General features: G+C 69.6%; 15 protein-coding genes. 3 read left to right on the top strand and 12 right to left on the bottom strand.

The annotated features are described in order from the left end of the window. Window positions 1-31: 31 nt before the first annotated feature. Entirely contained in the window at window positions 32-481 is a 450-nt protein-coding gene (locus tag JW613_RS13905) for a carboxymuconolactone decarboxylase family protein (RefSeq protein WP_209211115.1), read from the top strand. A 92-nt stretch (window positions 482-573) separates the two neighbouring features. On the opposite strand, the gene JW613_RS13900 is transcribed toward JW613_RS13905, so the two are convergent. Beyond that, on the bottom strand, window positions 574-969 hold the full coding sequence (locus JW613_RS13900; RefSeq protein WP_209211114.1) for a GNAT family N-acetyltransferase: 396 nt from the start codon (window positions 967-969) through the stop codon (window positions 574-576). A gap of 214 nt (window positions 970-1,183) precedes the next feature. Next, window positions 1,184-1,549 carry a MerR family transcriptional regulator gene (locus JW613_RS13895; protein ID WP_209211239.1) on the bottom strand — a complete coding sequence of 122 codons (366 nt, stop codon included), beginning with the start codon at window positions 1,547-1,549 and terminating at the stop codon, window positions 1,184-1,186. 70 nt (window positions 1,550-1,619) lie between these two features. On the opposite strand from JW613_RS13895, the gene JW613_RS13890 reads away from it, so the two are divergent. Then, window positions 1,620-2,498, top strand: coding sequence for a polysaccharide deacetylase family protein (locus JW613_RS13890; protein WP_209211113.1), 879 nt, complete (start codon window positions 1,620-1,622; stop codon window positions 2,496-2,498). A gap of 231 nt (window positions 2,499-2,729) precedes the next feature. Here JW613_RS13890 and JW613_RS13885 read toward each other — a convergent pair whose 3' ends face one another. The 9 genes from JW613_RS13885 to JW613_RS13845 all read right to left on the bottom strand — a co-directional run bounded on the left by JW613_RS13885 (window position 2,730) and on the right by JW613_RS13845 (window position 12,623). Next, window positions 2,730-3,569, bottom strand: a complete 840-nt coding sequence (locus tag JW613_RS13885) for a hypothetical protein (protein WP_209211112.1) — start codon at window positions 3,567-3,569, stop codon at window positions 2,730-2,732. After that, entirely contained in the window at window positions 3,566-4,300 is a 735-nt protein-coding gene (locus tag JW613_RS13880; protein ID WP_209211111.1) for a MerR family transcriptional regulator, read from the bottom strand. Before JW613_RS13880 ends, JW613_RS13885 begins: the two co-directional genes overlap by 4 nt. A 123-nt stretch (window positions 4,301-4,423) precedes the next feature. After that, entirely contained in the window at window positions 4,424-5,401 is a 978-nt protein-coding gene (locus tag JW613_RS13875; protein WP_209211110.1) for an AraC family transcriptional regulator, read from the bottom strand. 31 nt (window positions 5,402-5,432) lie between these two features. Next, window positions 5,433-6,341, bottom strand: a complete 909-nt coding sequence (locus JW613_RS13870; RefSeq protein WP_209211109.1) for a zinc-binding dehydrogenase — start codon at window positions 6,339-6,341, stop codon at window positions 5,433-5,435. Window positions 6,342-6,491: 150 nt separating this feature from the next. Then, complete coding sequence (locus JW613_RS13865; RefSeq protein ID WP_245225585.1) at window positions 6,492-7,544, bottom strand: hypothetical protein; 1,053 nt, start codon at window positions 7,542-7,544, stop codon at window positions 6,492-6,494. A 150-nt stretch (window positions 7,545-7,694) separates the two neighbouring features. Next, on the bottom strand, window positions 7,695-8,228 hold the full coding sequence (locus JW613_RS13860; RefSeq protein WP_209211108.1) for a type II toxin-antitoxin system prevent-host-death family antitoxin: 534 nt from the start codon (window positions 8,226-8,228) through the stop codon (window positions 7,695-7,697). Window positions 8,229-8,367: 139 nt separating this feature from the next. After that, window positions 8,368-11,652 (bottom strand): P-loop domain-containing protein, encoded by a 3,285-nt coding sequence (locus tag JW613_RS13855; protein ID WP_209211107.1) that lies wholly within the window; start codon window positions 11,650-11,652, stop codon window positions 8,368-8,370. Between the two features lie 46 nt (window positions 11,653-11,698). Next, window positions 11,699-12,283 carry a trypsin-like peptidase domain-containing protein gene (locus tag JW613_RS13850; protein ID WP_209211106.1) on the bottom strand — a complete coding sequence of 195 codons (585 nt, stop codon included), beginning with the start codon at window positions 12,281-12,283 and terminating at the stop codon, window positions 11,699-11,701. Window positions 12,284-12,290: 7 nt separating this feature from the next. Next, window positions 12,291-12,623 (bottom strand): trypco2 family protein, encoded by a 333-nt coding sequence (locus JW613_RS13845; protein ID WP_209211105.1) that lies wholly within the window; start codon window positions 12,621-12,623, stop codon window positions 12,291-12,293. A gap of 356 nt (window positions 12,624-12,979) precedes the next feature. Here JW613_RS13845 and JW613_RS13840 point away from each other — a divergent pair, with 356 nt between their 5' ends. Continuing rightward, window positions 12,980-13,768, top strand: coding sequence for a metallophosphoesterase family protein (locus tag JW613_RS13840; protein WP_209211104.1), 789 nt, complete (start codon window positions 12,980-12,982; stop codon window positions 13,766-13,768). Here JW613_RS13840 and JW613_RS36580 read toward each other — a convergent pair. Next, a complete protein-coding gene (locus JW613_RS36580; protein ID WP_307865887.1) occupies window positions 13,741-14,181 on the bottom strand; it encodes a helix-turn-helix transcriptional regulator in 441 nt (146 codons plus the stop codon). The genes JW613_RS13840 and JW613_RS36580 overlap by 28 nt on opposite strands. Window positions 14,182-14,520: the final 339 nt, after the last annotated feature.

Below are 14,520 nucleotides of genomic sequence, written 5' to 3'. Positions count from 1 at the left end.
GGCTCAGGTAACCGATGAAGGAGCAACATCGATGGAAGCACGTATGAACGGCCAGGCGAATCCCGACGTGACCACAGCGATCCAGCACCTCTACAAGGCGATTCACGCCGGGGGCGTCGATGGGCGCCTGCTGTCGCTGGTCCATCTGCGTACCAGCCAGATCAACGGCTGCAGCCCGTGCGTTTTCGCCTCGATCGAGTCGGCGCACAAGGCTGGTGAGACAGCTGAGCGGCTGCACAACGTGGTCGCGTGGCGCGAGACGCCCTTCTACACCGATGAGGAGCGGGCTGCCCTCGCCCTGACCGAGGCCGCCACCCGGCTCCAGGACGGCGCACCGGGCGTGACCGACGAGATCTGGGACGCCGCAGCCGACCACTTCAGCGAGGAGCAACTGAGCGCGATCATCTTGGAGATCGCGATGACCAACTTCTTCAACAGAATCAACCGCACGGTCCGCGAGCAGGCCGGCAAGACCTGGTGAGCCGGGCGGGGCGTCATCCCCCTGGAAGCGCCGCTTCCTGACGTCAGGGGATGACGCCCTTTCCCCGGGCCGCAGCTCCGGGGCCCGTGGCGCTACAAGGCGATCAGACCGGCCGTCGTCTCTTTGAAGCCGCATGCGTTGAAATAGAACGAACGCAGGTGCTCCTCGAAGTCGACGTGGAGCCATTCGCACTTCGCGGCGCGGGCCTCGTGCGCCGCGGTGGCCACCAGGGCGGCACCTACACCTCTTGAGCGGTAATGTCGGGAGACCACCGTGTCCAGGAGGAAGGCGTGCACTCCGCCGTCCCAGGCGACGTTGACGAAGCCGATCAGCGAGTCTTCCTCCCAGGCGCAAACCCAGCCGAGACTGTGGTTCTCAACTTGTTCCCGCCAGTCGGTCTGTGCGATCGGGTGCCCGAAACCGTCGGCGTGCAGCGCGTTGAGGGCGGTGTTGTCGAAGTCGCTCCGCCACTCATATCTGATCGTCACTCATCGATCGTAATGTCCGTGCCGGACCAGGCCTCACGGTCGAGTTCCAGGGATACGAAAGGCGGCGAGGGGCTACGAGAGGCGGCGAGGGGCGCGCCGGAGGTGGCACGGGTCGACCGGTTGCCCGCGTTGATCGAGGTGGCGCTTTTCGACGTCGTCCCACGTGGTGCGGCCTGTCAAGGCCCTGCAGCGCACGCGACACCCGCGCCCCGCGCTACCGGTCGTGTTCCGACGCCGTGTGGATCACGTCGTCCAGCACCCCGCGGGAGGTGGTCAGCTCGGTGATCACGCGGTCGATGCGGTCCCGTTCGGCGGTAAGTTCGGCGATCAGCTCGGGTGTGGCCTCTTCCGAGGGGCCGCCGTCCGCGTCTCGCATGCACGGAAGCAGCCGCGCGATCTTCTTGCTGTGCAGTCCGGCAGCGAAGAGTTCCTGGACACGAATGACCCGGTCCACACTCTGCTCCGGGTAGTCACGGTGTCCACCGGGGGTGCGGTCGGGCGAGAGCAGGCCCTGTTGTTCGTAGTACCGCAGGGATCGCTCGCTGACTCCCGTGCGCCGCGCAAGCTCACCAATGCGCATCTCGACCTCGCTCTCGGCTGCCGACCCGGTAGTTGAACCTGACATTGATGTTAACTTCTACCGTGTCGGCATGACGAACACCACGGAGAACGAGCTCTTCGACTACAGCCCCATCACCGAGCGCCCGCGGATCAGTTGGCCCGGCGGTGCCAGAGTCGCCGCCTACATCGGGCTCAACATCGAGCACTTCCTGCTCGACCGCCCCTCCACCAGCCTCTGGCCCGGCACGGCGGACCTGGTCCCCGACGCGCTCAACTACGGCTGGCGCGACTACGGTGTCCGCGTCGGCATCTGGCGCACGATCGAGAGCTTGGACCGGCACGGCATCCGGGCCAGCGCATTGCTGAACTCCGCCGTCGCCGACCACTATCCCCAGATCATCGAGGCCGGGCGGGTCCGCAACTGGGCCTGGCTCGCCCATGGGCGTACCAACTCGATCCTGCAGACCGGTATGGGCCGCGACGAGGAACGCCGCTTTCTTACGGAGATCGTCGAGACCATCGCCGCCGCCACCGGTCAGCGACCGCGCGGCTGGATGGGGCCGGGGCTGACCGAGACATTCCACACCCCGAGCCTGCTGGCCGAGTTGGGCCTGAGCTACCTGCTCGACTGGACCAACGACGATCAGCCGTACCGGCTGAATGTTCCCGGCATGCTCAGCGTTCCGTACTCGGTCGAGCTCAACGATCTGCTGCTGTTCGGCAAGGGCGTCACCGGGCCGGAGTTCGTACAGATCGTCAAGGACCAGTACGAGCAGCTGCACGCCGACTCCGCACACAGTGGCCGGGTCATGGCGCTGGCCCTGCACCCGTTCGTCATCGGCCAGCCGTTCCGACACAAGTACCTCGACGAGGCGCTGGAATATCTCGCCACCCAACCCGATATCTGGCTGACGACCAGTGACGAGATCGCAGAGCACTACCAGCGCACAGTCAGCGACAGCGCATAAGGCCTCTTATCCCGGTGGAGGCCGAGCAGACCGGGGGCACGTCCGTGTCCGGGCGCGGCTCGCTCACCTCCCGCATCCCTCGTAGGCCCGCGATGCGGGGTGCTTCCCAGCGCGCGAAGGCGCCACGAACGCCTGCTCAGGGCGGGGCGCGGGAACGGCGGCGAGCGCGAGGCCCTGCTTCCACACCCCGCCGGGAGGCGGTCGGCGGGGAGTCGGAGCCGATCTGTGTGCTCAGGCGGGCTGACGGAGTGCACTGACCAGTGCGCGCGGGTCGTCGGCGTGGAAGCGGATGGTGTGGGCCTCTTCCGTCGCACCGAGCGGGCGGGTGAAGGGGAGGGGCCGACTCAGTTCCAGGGTCACGGAGGTCTGGCCGCCCACGACGAGGTCGAGCACCCCGCCCTCGGAGAGGGTGATCAGGCCGCCCCCGGGGTATCGCCGGTCGATCCGGACCGAGGCGACCGCGTCCGGCGGTACGTCGAGGTCGAAGAGGGCTCCGTAGCGGATCCGCAGAGAGCCGTCAGGGCGTACGACGTGCGGTCGGGTGACGCAGGCGGCGTGCAGGGCCAGCACGAGGACGACGCCGTACAGGTCGAGTATCAGGATCACCCGGTGGACCGCAGGCCATGGGATGAGGAAGGCCAGGCCCACCGTTTCGACGACCATGACGAAGAGCAGTCCGTACATCATCGCGGTCTGGGGCCCGGTGTACGCGGCAGCGAGGTCCCCGGGGCGCACCCCGTGGGTGCCGCGCCGGGCCCACCGCCCCAGGGAGGCGAGGGCGCGCAGCTCGTGGAGGAGCAGGCGGCGGACAGTTACTGGCACCGCCTCCTGTACGGCAGCTCGCCGTGCCGCCCGGCGGTCCGCGCCGCGGGCGCGCGCGGCGACATACAGCGAGCGCAGCACCCATGCTTCCAGCAGCAGCACCGCGCCCGCCAGCGCCTCGGCGCCCATCAGCGCCCACCCGGGCGGCCGGACCCCGGTCACCAGGCAGGTCGCCAGGGCCAGTTCCCCCGGCAGTACGGCGGCGACCGCGATCCGCGCCGCCCGTACGCCCCTTGGCCGGCCGCTCATCCCCTGCCCCTCTCCATGAACGCGTCCATAAGCCGGCCCACGACTTCCGCCTGCGCAGGGGCGTACTCGGCGAGCAGCGCTTCCTTGAATCCGGTCACGACCACCCCGTCCTCGGGGATCGCGGCGAACAGCTCCTCGGGGACGGCTGCCATCAGGTCCGCTGCCAGGGGTGCGATCCGCGGATCGTCGACGGGGGCTTCGGCGAGCGCGTCGAGGCGCTCATACAGTTCGACGACCGCGGGATCGGCGACCAGTGTTCCGAGCAGCGTGAAAATCTCTTGGCTGCCGGAGTTGGTGGCGTCCATCAGCGTGAGGTGGTCGCGGTCCTTGGCCGCGCTCGGCGAGTCCGTCCTGGGGGCCTGTGCCAGCAGTGCGGCGAGGGCGGGTGAGACGGGGCCGGTCGCGTCGGGCGGCTCGGAGAGCAGGGCGCTGAGCCGACAGCGCCGCTCCCGGATGTCGGCTTCCTGGCGGGCCAGATCGGCGTCGAGTTCCTCCAGCACCTCGGCCGGTTCGCGCCCGGCATCCTCGGCGAGGACGTCGCGCACTTCATCGAGGCTGAGGCCGAGTTCGGTGAGCCGGCGAACCCGGGCGAGCAGTACGGCGTCGCGGATGCTGTAGGCGCGGTAGCCGTTGGGGCGCCGCTCCGGCTCCGGAAGCAGCCCGACATGGTGGTAGTGCCGGATCGCCCTGGTGGTGAGCCCCACGAGCGCGGCGATCTCTCCGATTCGCATGCCGCCAGTAGAAACCCTGCCGTCGCGTCAAGGTCAAGCGCTGAAACTGTCGTCGGGCGCAAGGCACTTCGCCTGCGGCCACATGCGAGCCCACCAGCCGAGGCCGGATGAGGTGCGTCGCTCCTACCCACCCGCCCGGACCGCACTGTGCTCAAGGGGCACCGGTGATCGCCTGCCTGCGGCCCCCTTGCGAAGCCGAGAGCGGTACTCGCCCGGGGGCATGCCTCGGGCACGTCGGAAGGCACGGCTGAACGCGTGTGGCGAGGCGTAGCCGACCGCGCCGGAGATCGACTCGACCGGCTCGTCGGTGTCGCGGAGCCGGACGGACGCCAGATCCATGCGCCACTGCGTCACGTATGCGCCCGGCGTCTGTCCGAGCGCGGACCGGAAGTGCCTGGACAGCGTCGTCCGGGACACCGCCGTCGCGGCCGCCAGGGACTCGGTGGTCCAGGGGCGTTCCGGCCGGGCGTGGACACATTCCAGGGCGTCGCGCACGACCGGATCACGCATCGCGCCCAGCCATGAGCCGGACTGCTCCTCCGGGTGGCGGGCCAGCCAGACGCGTACGAACTGGATGAGCAGCAGGTCGACGATGCTGTTGACGGCGGCGGTGGTGCCGATCTGCGGTTGCGCGAGCTCCGCCGTGAGAAGCTCGACGGTCTTTCTGAGCTGTGGGTTCTCCCGGCTCGTGACGTGCATCGGCCGGACGAGGGAGGTGAGCACCGGCGTGCTCACCTCCGGGTCCTGCTCGTAGCGCAGGACGAGCACTTCCGTCTGCGCCGGCGTCGAGCCCAGGTGCAGGGCGCTGCCGTCGGTGAGGGCCTGGTCCGTCGCCTTCCGGTCACAGGGACCCATCGTCATACCGGACCCGCCGGCTATCCCGTGGGCGGTGCCCGGCGACAACAGGACGGCGTCTCCTGCCTGCACCTGCAGGGGCCTCCCGCCCGGGACGTGGAGCCACATCGTGCCACGGGACACCACGTGCAGTGCCGCTCCCGGGTAGGAGTCCAGCCACAGGCCCCAGGTTCCTCCGGCCTTCAGTACGACCCCGAGCGCCCCTCGCGCACCCGATACACGCAAGGCTTCCGCGAGTACGTCCATTTTTTCCATTCTCGTCGACGGACGACCTACGTCAGACCACGTCAAGAACGATCTTCCCGTGCACCTTCCGCGCGAACAGTGCCTGGGCGGCCTTGTCCACGTCGTGCCAGTCGCCTCGCAGTCCGACCGGTGCCGAGAGCCTCCCGGCGGCCATGAGGCCCAGCAGGTCCGTCAGCTCCCCGCTGGTCGGCGTCATGTCGCCGTAGGTGGCGATGCTGCGGGGTTCGCCGAAGCCGAACAAGGTCCCTGACGGGAATGTGGTGTCCTGCCCCGAGGAGTAACCGACCAGGTGGATGGTGCCGCCTTCGGCGAGGGAACTCCACGCCTGGGCGATCAGCGGCCCACCGACCGTGTCCAGGACGAGGTCGAACCGGTCCTCGGTCCCGGCCAGGTCGGTCAGGACCTTGTCGGCCCCGAGTTCGCGGAGTCCGGCGGCCCGGTCCGGCGTACCCACGAGCGCCGTCACCCGGGCACCCGCCAGCGCCGCCAACTGGACGGCGAAGTGCCCCACGCCCCCGCTGGCGCCGGTGACCAGCACGTCGCGCGCCAGCAGGGAACGCTTGCGCAGTACCCGCAGAGCGGTGACTCCCGCGATCCCCAGCGCGGCACCGTCGGCCAGCTCCACGCCCTCGGGGACGGTGCCGAGCGAGGCGGGGCTGACTGCCACCCGCTCCGCCCACGCATGGGATGACATCCCCAGCGCGACGCGCGTACCTTCGGATGGCCCTGAGCCGTCGGATGCGGCGCGCACCACGACGCCGGCCGCGTCGTGACCGTGCACAACGCCGGCCGGCCACTGGTGCACGTAATTCAGCTCTCCGAAGTTGAGACCGATGTGCCGTATCTCGACCAGCGCCTCGTCGCTGGACGGTACGGGCTCATCGACATCGGCGAACCGGACGGGTCCGGCCTCGCCGTGATCGACCACAAGGGCGCGCATGGGTGTGTTTCCTTCTCTCGCGGATGCGCCTGAACACTCGGCGCGGCAGTGGACGGAGTGCGCGAATGCCGCACTGCCGTCTTCCTGAAACCCTACGCAGGAACAGCACAGCGACCAGTCCCGTGAGAGCCGATCAGTTGACGATCTGTATCAGTGGTCAACAGCACCCCCAGGGGGCGTCGCCTCCTCGCGTGCGCGCAGATCCCCGTGGAGACGGGCGAACACCGCGCACACCACAGGCATGATCACCGGAGGCAGCAGGAGAAGGGCCACGGCGGTCGGCAGGATCTCCACCAGCACGCCGGTGATCCACACGTTGTCGTCGCTGAGCCACAGCATGCCGAGTCCGGCGAAGTGCGCGAGCGGGGCCGCCGCGTACCGGCCCACCCAGAAGACGAGCACAGCGGCCGCAGTGACCGCCGTACCCATACCGAGGGTGCGCCACCGCGCGCGGCGGGTCAGCACCCAGGAGCGGTACAGCGCCACGAAGGGAGAACGGCGCTCGACCACCGTCTCGGCGGTCGCCCCCGAGAGGCGGAAGTACATCAGCGGGCCGAGACAGCAGACGGCGATCGGCAGCATCCATCCCACCAGCGTGTACTGCGGGGTCGCGGTTCCGTGCAGTGGCGTGGGCTCGACACCGGGCACCCTGCCCCTGTCGACGAGGTCCCACAGCACCAGGCCTGCCATCGCCATGGCGCCCACAACCAGCCCGGCCAACGCGTTGACCATGAGGGCGGCGGGCAGGCGTCGGCGGATGCGGCGCCACAACTCGCGGACGGCGAGCGGGCCGCCGCCGCGCCTGGCGTGGGAGTCGGCGACGGCGTACGCGGCGTGCAGGACGGAGACGACAAGAAGTGCGAGGACGAGCAGCAGGAACGACACCACCGCACCGGCCCGTAGCAACGGCGGCATACTGCCGTCGGCGTAAGCCACATAGGAATCCTCGTTGGCGATGTTGAAGTCCGCGTAGTCCCGCACGCCCTCGAAGGTGTCCCAGGTCGCTGCGAATCCCCCGGCGACGATCGCGCAGCCGAGCACGGCGGTCAGGGCGGACACGCCGAGCGTGAAGCCGTACAGCGTGCGGCGGTGGCGCCGGAGGACGTCGAGAGCACCGGCGATGCCGCCGCTCGACTGCTCAGCGGGATTGTCACCGACGTCGTCGGCCGCCTGATCGGTCGACTGGTTCTCCTGGTCTGCCATGACTGGGCCTGACTTCCGTGCGGTTCCATGGGCGAGCGACAGCGGCCAAGACGCAGCGCGGGGCGTGAGCGGCCGAACTCTTCGTTGCCGTTGGGCTGGTGAAGGTGCTCGCATCGCGAGCTGCGCTGAGACGGGCTGTACGTGGTCTGCTCAGCGGCGGGCGGGGCGGGCGCAGCGCACCTGCCCCGATGCGAGCGCGTCCCGGGGCAGGGACAGGCCGAAGGCTCGTTCCAGCCCGGCGAAGAACAGCGGAATGCCGTCCGCCCAGTCGGTTTCTTCTTCCGCGCGGCGGATGTGCGGGTTGAGGAAAGCCAGCGGCGCGTTCGGAGCGAATGGTGTCTCGCCCGGCGTGTACCAGATGAGCTCGTCCACGGAGCGCAGCTCGGCCACGACCACCCGGTCCCGTGCGAACGTCATCCGCAGGCCGTCGGCGTGCACATATCTGATGTAGGGGCCCCGCTGCTCCGGGCCGACCGGGCGCTCCCGTATCACCCGTGGTCGCGGTCTCGGACCGCCGTGGACCCGTTGCGCAAAGTGCTCCAACTCCGCCAGCTCGGCCGCCGGGAGGAGCACGCCCACTGGCTCGCCGCCGTCGGTGACGGACACCCGCTCGCCAGTCTCCTCGACACGGCCGATCGCGTGCCCGAAGACCGTTACGAACTCGCACAGTTCAACGCTGTCCATACGTCCGCACACTACCGGCAGCCCCGCCCGCACCAGGACTCTCGCACAACCTCATGCCGACGAACCGAAGCCGTGTGCTGCAGCTGCGGTGCGCGCTATCGATCCCGACGGCAGCTGCCGGTCCCGCGGAGGACGGCCCCTAGAACCAGAGAGCCGGTACCCACCACGCCGAGAGCCCGCCGAGTTCGCTGGCGAGAAAGACATGCCGGCCGCCCGTGGCCGGTGCGGTGGCCAGCGCTCGGATCGAGCTTGTTGCGCACAGCACGGTGGACCTGCCGTCGTGCTGCCAGATCCGTACGTGATCGGAGTCGCCCGCGGTGACAAAGCGCCCGTCGGTGAGGGCGGCGGCTGCCAGATCCCGGCCGTGGTGGCCGATCTTCCTCGGGTGCGGGAACGGTTCGGTCAGATCCCACAGGTAGAGATCGCCTGGGCCGGCGCCCACTGTGAGCAGGGTGGTCTCGGTCAGCGCCAGCATGGTCTTGACCTTCCGTCCGAGTCGGCCGAGTTCGAACGGTCCGTCCGCCGTTGTGAGGTCCCACAGCAGCAGTTGGCCGTGGTCGCCGGACGCGGTGATGACGTGACGTGCGGAGACTGCGAGCAGGTGATCGACCGGCTCGACGAGCCCGGCGACGACCGCGGGGTCCGAGCCCGGAAGCGTGTGGTCCCAGACCGCCAGCCCGAGCCGCCCGCCCGCGGTGACGACGTACCCGGTCGGAAGCACGACGAGCGGAACGGCGTGTGTCCCCACGAACCCGAGGGACCGCGGAGGCTCCTGCGATCTCGCGGGGTCCCAGATCAGCAACTCCGCCGGCGCTCCGGTGCGGGCCGCGGACTGGGTGACGACGTGTCCGTCCGGCAGCACCGCGAGGGCGTCGACGTGGGCGCCCGCGCTGCCCAACGTGGTCGGTTGCCGGCCGCCATCGGCCGGGTCCCAGATCAGCAGGTCGCCTTTCCAGCGGGAGGCGCTGACCAGCCGCCCGTCGGGCAGGGCGGCGAGCGCGTGGACGGGTTCGTGGTAGGCGGAGCGGTAGCTGTACAGGAAGGTCGCGTCCCACCCCAGCAGTCGGCCGCTGTCACGGCCGGCGCTGATCAGCCGGTCGTGGGACACCGCCGACAACTGGCGGACGGCCTCACCGTGGAAACCGAACGGGACCGGCTCGCGGTTGAGCCGCATCGAATCCCAATTGATCTTCCGTCCACGAGGCCCCAGGGAGTATCCCGTCGCACGGAGCCACCAGACGAGCAGCCGGCCTTCGGGGCCGGATGCCGTCACCAGTTCGCTCGGAGTGATCGTGCCCACTGCGTGCACGGAGTCCGGGTGCCCCTGGTCTGGGTGGTCGCCGTGCCTGCCCAGCTCGAACGGCGTCGTACCGGGCTCGGTCGACTCCCACAGCAGTACCCGTCCCTCACCTTTGCCGACGGTCGCGAGGAGCCCGTCGCACAACAGGGCCATGCCGGTGATCCGCTCGCCGTGCGCGCCGACGCGCAGTGGCCGCTGCTCCGGCTGCCCGGCGTGCGGCTCCCAGAGATCCAGCCGGCCTTCGGGTCCGGATGCCGTCAGCACCCTGCCGTCAGGCAGCCCGAGGACCGCGTCCACAGCGTCGTTGTAGCGGCGTAGCGGCATCGGGCCCTGCGCCGGTGCGGTGAGGTCCCACACCAGCAACGGCCCGGCCTCCCGGGTCGCGCTCACCAACCGGCCGTCCGGGAGCACCACCAGGTGCGCCACCGAGCCCGCGCGTGCGGAGAACTCGAAGTCCGGAGCACCCTTGGAGGTCCGGCTCCAGAGGAACATCCGGCCGGAAGCCGTGGCGGCGACGATCGCGTCCTCCGGCGTACTGGTCATCGCGGTGACGCCCAGGCCGTGCTCGCCCATCTCGCGTGGCCGGGAGCCGGGCAGCGTCGGATCCCACAGCAACAGGCTGCCGCGGGCACCGCCCGCCGTCACGATCCGGCCGTCCGCCAACACGGTCAGGGCGGAGACCCCGCCCGGATGGATACCGAGCTCGTACGCCAGTGCGGGGTTGGTGCGTCGTGCCCACAGCGGGAACGGAACCTCGCGATCGAGCTCCTTGAGGCGTTCCCGGCCGTGCCGTTCGGTCGGCGAGTCGTGGTCGAGCTGGGCCTGCAGGATCAACTGTCCGACGACGTAGCCGGGTCGCTCGACAGGAAGCGGAGGACGGAGATTGTGTGCTTGCGCCACGATCAGCTTCTCCGAGATCGAGCTCCCCGCCTGCGTGACGAGCCGGGCCTTGCGCATATGAGGGAGCACAGCGTCGACGCCGATGCTGCGAACGGCTGTGTCCTGCCAGCGGATGTCCGTGACGAGGAGGCGGAACTCGTCCCGGTCGAGGGGGGCCAGCACGGTGGGGTAGGAGTCCAGGAGATAGCGAGGGGTCGTGTCGACCGGCCAGCCCTTGGCCTGCCACTCCCGCGCCCAACGGTGAATGCGGGCCCAGAACTCCGGCTCACTGGTGTCCTCGCTGTTCGCGCAGTAGTCGAGCAGGGCAGCGTGCGCGAACTGGTACCGTCGCTGCCCTTCCGCGCCCACCGGCTGCAGGCTGCGTGCCGCGCGTTCCGTGACGAAGCGCCGGACGGTGCGCGGACGTTCGCCGGTCAGAGCAGTCAGATCGTCGATGGCCAGCGGCCCGGACGCGGCGGCCAGCAGGCCGAGGACCTCGACAGCCAGGTCGACCTGCGGATCGGTGCCGCGGAGGAGCTCTTCGATCTCCTGCCTGGCCCGCTGCTCCACCGCCCGTGCCTCAGCGCTCTGCCGGACGGGCACCGGGGTGACGCCTCGCAGCGGATGGTCGACCGGGAGATCGGTCGGCAGATCGGGGTGCGGGCGGCTGGTCACCAGCACATGCGCGGCTCCGCCCGCGAGCGAGGGCAGAAGAGCGGCCACACTCGGCGACCCTTGCGGCTGCTGGTCCTCATCGAGCGCATCGACGACCAGCAGGAGATGGCGGTCGTGTCGGGCGGCCCACGCCGTCGCCCGTTCCCAGAGCGCCCGGAACACATGCAGGTCGGGGTCCGGCGGGTCCTCGTCGAGCAGATACGCGAGCTGCGGAACGACCGCGGCGAGGAAGTGGTTGCTGTCGGCGTCGGCTTCCCGCCGGGACAGGAAGTACGCGACCACGCGGACCTGCGGCGGCATCGCGCCCAGCACGACCTCTGCTGCCAGCGAGGTCTTCCCGGCCCAGGCACCACCGACCAGCCAGCGGTAGCTCTGGTCGCTGACGGCGAACGCCGCGATGTCGGCGAGCTCACGCTCCCGGTTCAGCAGCAGGGGAGTACGCGCGTGGATCTCGCGCAGGGTCGCGGTGTAGGCAGGGCGCTGCCGCTCGCCGCCGGGCACGGGCAGGCGTACCAGCCCGGCCGCGCTCTCCACGCCGAGCCTCTGCCACCACAGCTCCGCGTTGCTCAACCGTTCGAGGTGTGCGAGCGGCGTGACGGTGAGCGCCGACGCCCCCTCACGAGGCGAGTGCTCGGTGACGACGCCGACGAGGTACTCGCCGGCCCAGACAGGGGCGCCCGACTTTGCCGGACCACTCCGTTCGGGCCAACGACTGCCCGTGCTGCGGCAACGGACGAGGGGACGCGGTGACGTGCAGCGTGAGCAGTTCGCTGACCAGGTTCGCCAGCACAGAGATGTGCCCGCCGACGCCCACGGTGTCCCTGACCGTCACCCCGTGCGCCGTACGCTCCTTGAAAGCCGGGTAACCGACGATATGGCAGCGATCGATGACCTCGGGTACGGCACTGCAACGGTCCACGACGGCAGCCGGCAGCGCCGGGAATGCCGTGTCCTCGTCGAGCTCGACCAGCGCGAGGTCGACGGTTTCCGGATCGCCGACGAACGCGGGATCAACGCGGGCTTCCAGCCGCCGTTTGTCGCGGCCCCGTACCCACACCGAGTCGGCGCCCGCCACCGCGTGCGCCGCAGTGAGCACGGTCCGCCCGGACATGACGCAGCCGGAGCCGTACCGGTATCTCGGCGAGGCGCTCGGGCCGAAGTCGCTGACAACTTCGACCACCCGGTCCGCCAAGGCCACCACGACGCGGCTAACCCTTCAGCTCATCCCCGGCCGAGACCACTCTGACCGGGTTGCCGGCATGGTCGACGGGCGCGTCGAACACCACGGTGACCGTCTGCAGGTGCTCCTTCTGCCAGCCGGTGCCCGCGCCCAACTCGGCGTTGACGAACGGGACCTTGAAACCCGCCTTGCCGTCCGCCGAGCGTGTGGCGGCCACCTGCAGCTCGATGGTGATGTTCTGGATCGGGAACTGGATGTCCTGGTGACTCGGGTCGCGCTGAGCGGCGAGCAGTTCGGCGCGTAGCGTCTGGACGGCCTCGCTGAGTCCGATTCCCGGCACCTCTTGGTCGTCGCCGCCCATCCAAGCCCTCCACTCGGCATTCAGTGTGATCCTGAACCAGTGCTGCAGCGACCAGTGTTGCAGGCCTGGCCGACAGCGGATCGCCGAGTGCGCGTACTCCTGGAGCACCGACCGGCATGGCCCTCATGGTCGCCGTTGTTGTCGCTCCCAGGGTCACCTCGCGCGCCCGCCTTCGAAGGGCCGGTGAACTCGGTGGAGACGCGGTCGAGTGAGCCGCATCGAACCCCTGCAAGAACAGAGCGGCATTGGGGGGCTCGGAACCCGGATTCTGCGATCGGGCCCGTGCTTACTGATCTGCTTCCCTACTGTCAGCAGGTGACGTCTGCTGTGGCGCTACGCGCGGAAGGATTCCGGAAATGGTGAGAACGGTGGCAGTCCTGTCCGACATCCATGGGATGCTCGAACCGCTCGATCAGGTGCTCGCAGAGCCTGCGGTGGTCTCCGCGGATCTGATCGCCGTGACAGGGGACCACGTCTGGGGGCCGGAGCCTGCCGAGGTGTTGGACCGGCTGGTGAGCCTCGGCGACCGAGCGGTCCTCCTACGTGGCAACGCCGACCGCGAGCTGCTGCAGATGTCACGTGGTGTCGACGTGGGCCTGGACGACGACCCCGTGTCGGTCTGGGGAGCAGAGCAGCTGCGGCCCCACCACCAGCAGCTCCTGGACGCCATGCCGGAGCAGGTGACCATGGAGATCGACGGCTTCGGTCCCGTCCTGTTCTGTCACGCGACGCCCCGCGACGACCAGGAGGTCGTGCTCGTCGACAGCCGCATCGAGCGGTGGAAGGAGGTCTTCGAGGACGTTCCACCGTACGTCTCCACCGTCGTCTGCGGCCACACCCATATGCCGTTCATGCGGCTGGCGGCCGGACGGACCGTCGTCAACCCGGGCAGCGTCGGCCTCCCGTACGGTCGGGCGGGCGCCCACTGGGCTCTGCTGCACGACGGCGCCATCACACTGCGCCACACTTCGCTGGACAGGGAGAAGCTGATCTGGGAGACGGCACGGCGCTCCGCCCTGCCCGGAGTCGAGCAGTGGCTCGACGATTACGTCGGGACGCCGGCCGACGACGTCGAGGCACTGATGACGTTCGGACCGCGCGATGGCCGGCCTCCGGCTCAACGGACACGGCTCCCCGGCGTGTAGCCGAACGCAGTCTTGAACGCAGTGATGAACGCGCTGGCCGACGACCAGCCACACCGGTGCGCAACCGTTGTGACGGGAAGCCCGTCAGCCAGCAACGTCAGCGCGTGGTGCAAGCGCAGTCGCACTCGCCACTGCGAAAAGCTCATCCCGACATCGGCCTTGAACAGACGCGAGAGCGTGCGTTCACTCGCCCCTACGGCCCGGCCCAACTCCGCGAGTGTGCGGGGCTCCGCCGGGTCGGCGAGGAAGAGGCCGGCGACGTCGCGGAGTACCGGTGCCGTTGGCGCGGGCAGGAAACCGGGCAACGGCTCCGCGACGGCCAGCTGGTCCCGCAGGACCGCACGCATCCTTCGGCGCTCCGGCTGCTCGGCGTTCTCGTCACCGGCGCATTCCTTGATCAGTTCCCGCAGCAAAGGTGTCACTCGAAGGACTTCCGGCCGACCCGTACCGAGCGCACCGGTGCAGATACGCGTCCCGCGCATCCCGACCAGACGGAGTTCGACCGACCCGTAAGCAGTGTGCTCGTGTGCAACTCCGGCAGGCACCCAGATCGCACGATCCGGGGGAGCGATCCACGAGCCCGACGGGGTTCGGATCGCCAGGATGCCTCGGCTCGAGTAGACCACCTGGTCTTCCTCATGCCGATGTGCAGCGATGCACGACCCTGGGCTCAGGACTTGTGACCTGGTGGGTGCAACTCGTTGATGAATCACCGCTGTCATGAGACACCGCCGCGCTGCTCGGTCCGGACC

Origin of the sequence: Streptomyces smyrnaeus, assembly GCF_017676345.1 — a bacterium.
Taxonomy (GTDB): domain Bacteria; phylum Actinomycetota; class Actinomycetes; order Streptomycetales; family Streptomycetaceae; genus Streptomyces; species Streptomyces smyrnaeus.
Note: the sequence above shows the minus strand (reverse complement) of the source record. Positions and strands in the feature narration are given on the sequence as shown.

What these genes read in the sequence shown, in the direction of transcription:
- JW613_RS13865 (WP_245225585.1), bottom strand. Translation starts at nt 7,544, where the DNA reads ATGGCAGACCAGGAGAACCAGTCGACCGATCAGGCGGCCGACGACGTC.
- JW613_RS13860 (WP_209211108.1), bottom strand. Translation starts at nt 8,228, where the DNA reads ATGGACAGCGTTGAACTGTGCGAGTTCGTAACGGTCTTCGGGCACGCG.
- JW613_RS13880 (WP_209211111.1), bottom strand. Translation starts at nt 4,300, where the DNA reads ATGCGAATCGGAGAGATCGCCGCGCTCGTGGGGCTCACCACCAGGGCG.
- JW613_RS13875 (WP_209211110.1), bottom strand. Translation starts at nt 5,401, where the DNA reads ATGGACGTACTCGCGGAAGCCTTGCGTGTATCGGGTGCGCGAGGGGCG.
- JW613_RS13845 (WP_209211105.1), bottom strand. Translation starts at nt 12,623, where the DNA reads ATGGGCGGCGACGACCAAGAGGTGCCGGGAATCGGACTCAGCGAGGCC.
- JW613_RS13890 (WP_209211113.1), top strand. Translation starts at nt 1,620, where the DNA reads ATGACGAACACCACGGAGAACGAGCTCTTCGACTACAGCCCCATCACC.
- JW613_RS13840 (WP_209211104.1), top strand. Translation starts at nt 12,980, where the DNA reads ATGGTGAGAACGGTGGCAGTCCTGTCCGACATCCATGGGATGCTCGAA.
- JW613_RS13905 (WP_209211115.1), top strand. Translation starts at nt 32, where the DNA reads ATGGAAGCACGTATGAACGGCCAGGCGAATCCCGACGTGACCACAGCG.
- JW613_RS13895 (WP_209211239.1), bottom strand. Translation starts at nt 1,549, where the DNA reads ATGCGCATTGGTGAGCTTGCGCGGCGCACGGGAGTCAGCGAGCGATCC.
- JW613_RS13870 (WP_209211109.1), bottom strand. Translation starts at nt 6,341, where the DNA reads ATGCGCGCCCTTGTGGTCGATCACGGCGAGGCCGGACCCGTCCGGTTC.
- JW613_RS13885 (WP_209211112.1), bottom strand. Translation starts at nt 3,569, where the DNA reads ATGAGCGGCCGGCCAAGGGGCGTACGGGCGGCGCGGATCGCGGTCGCC.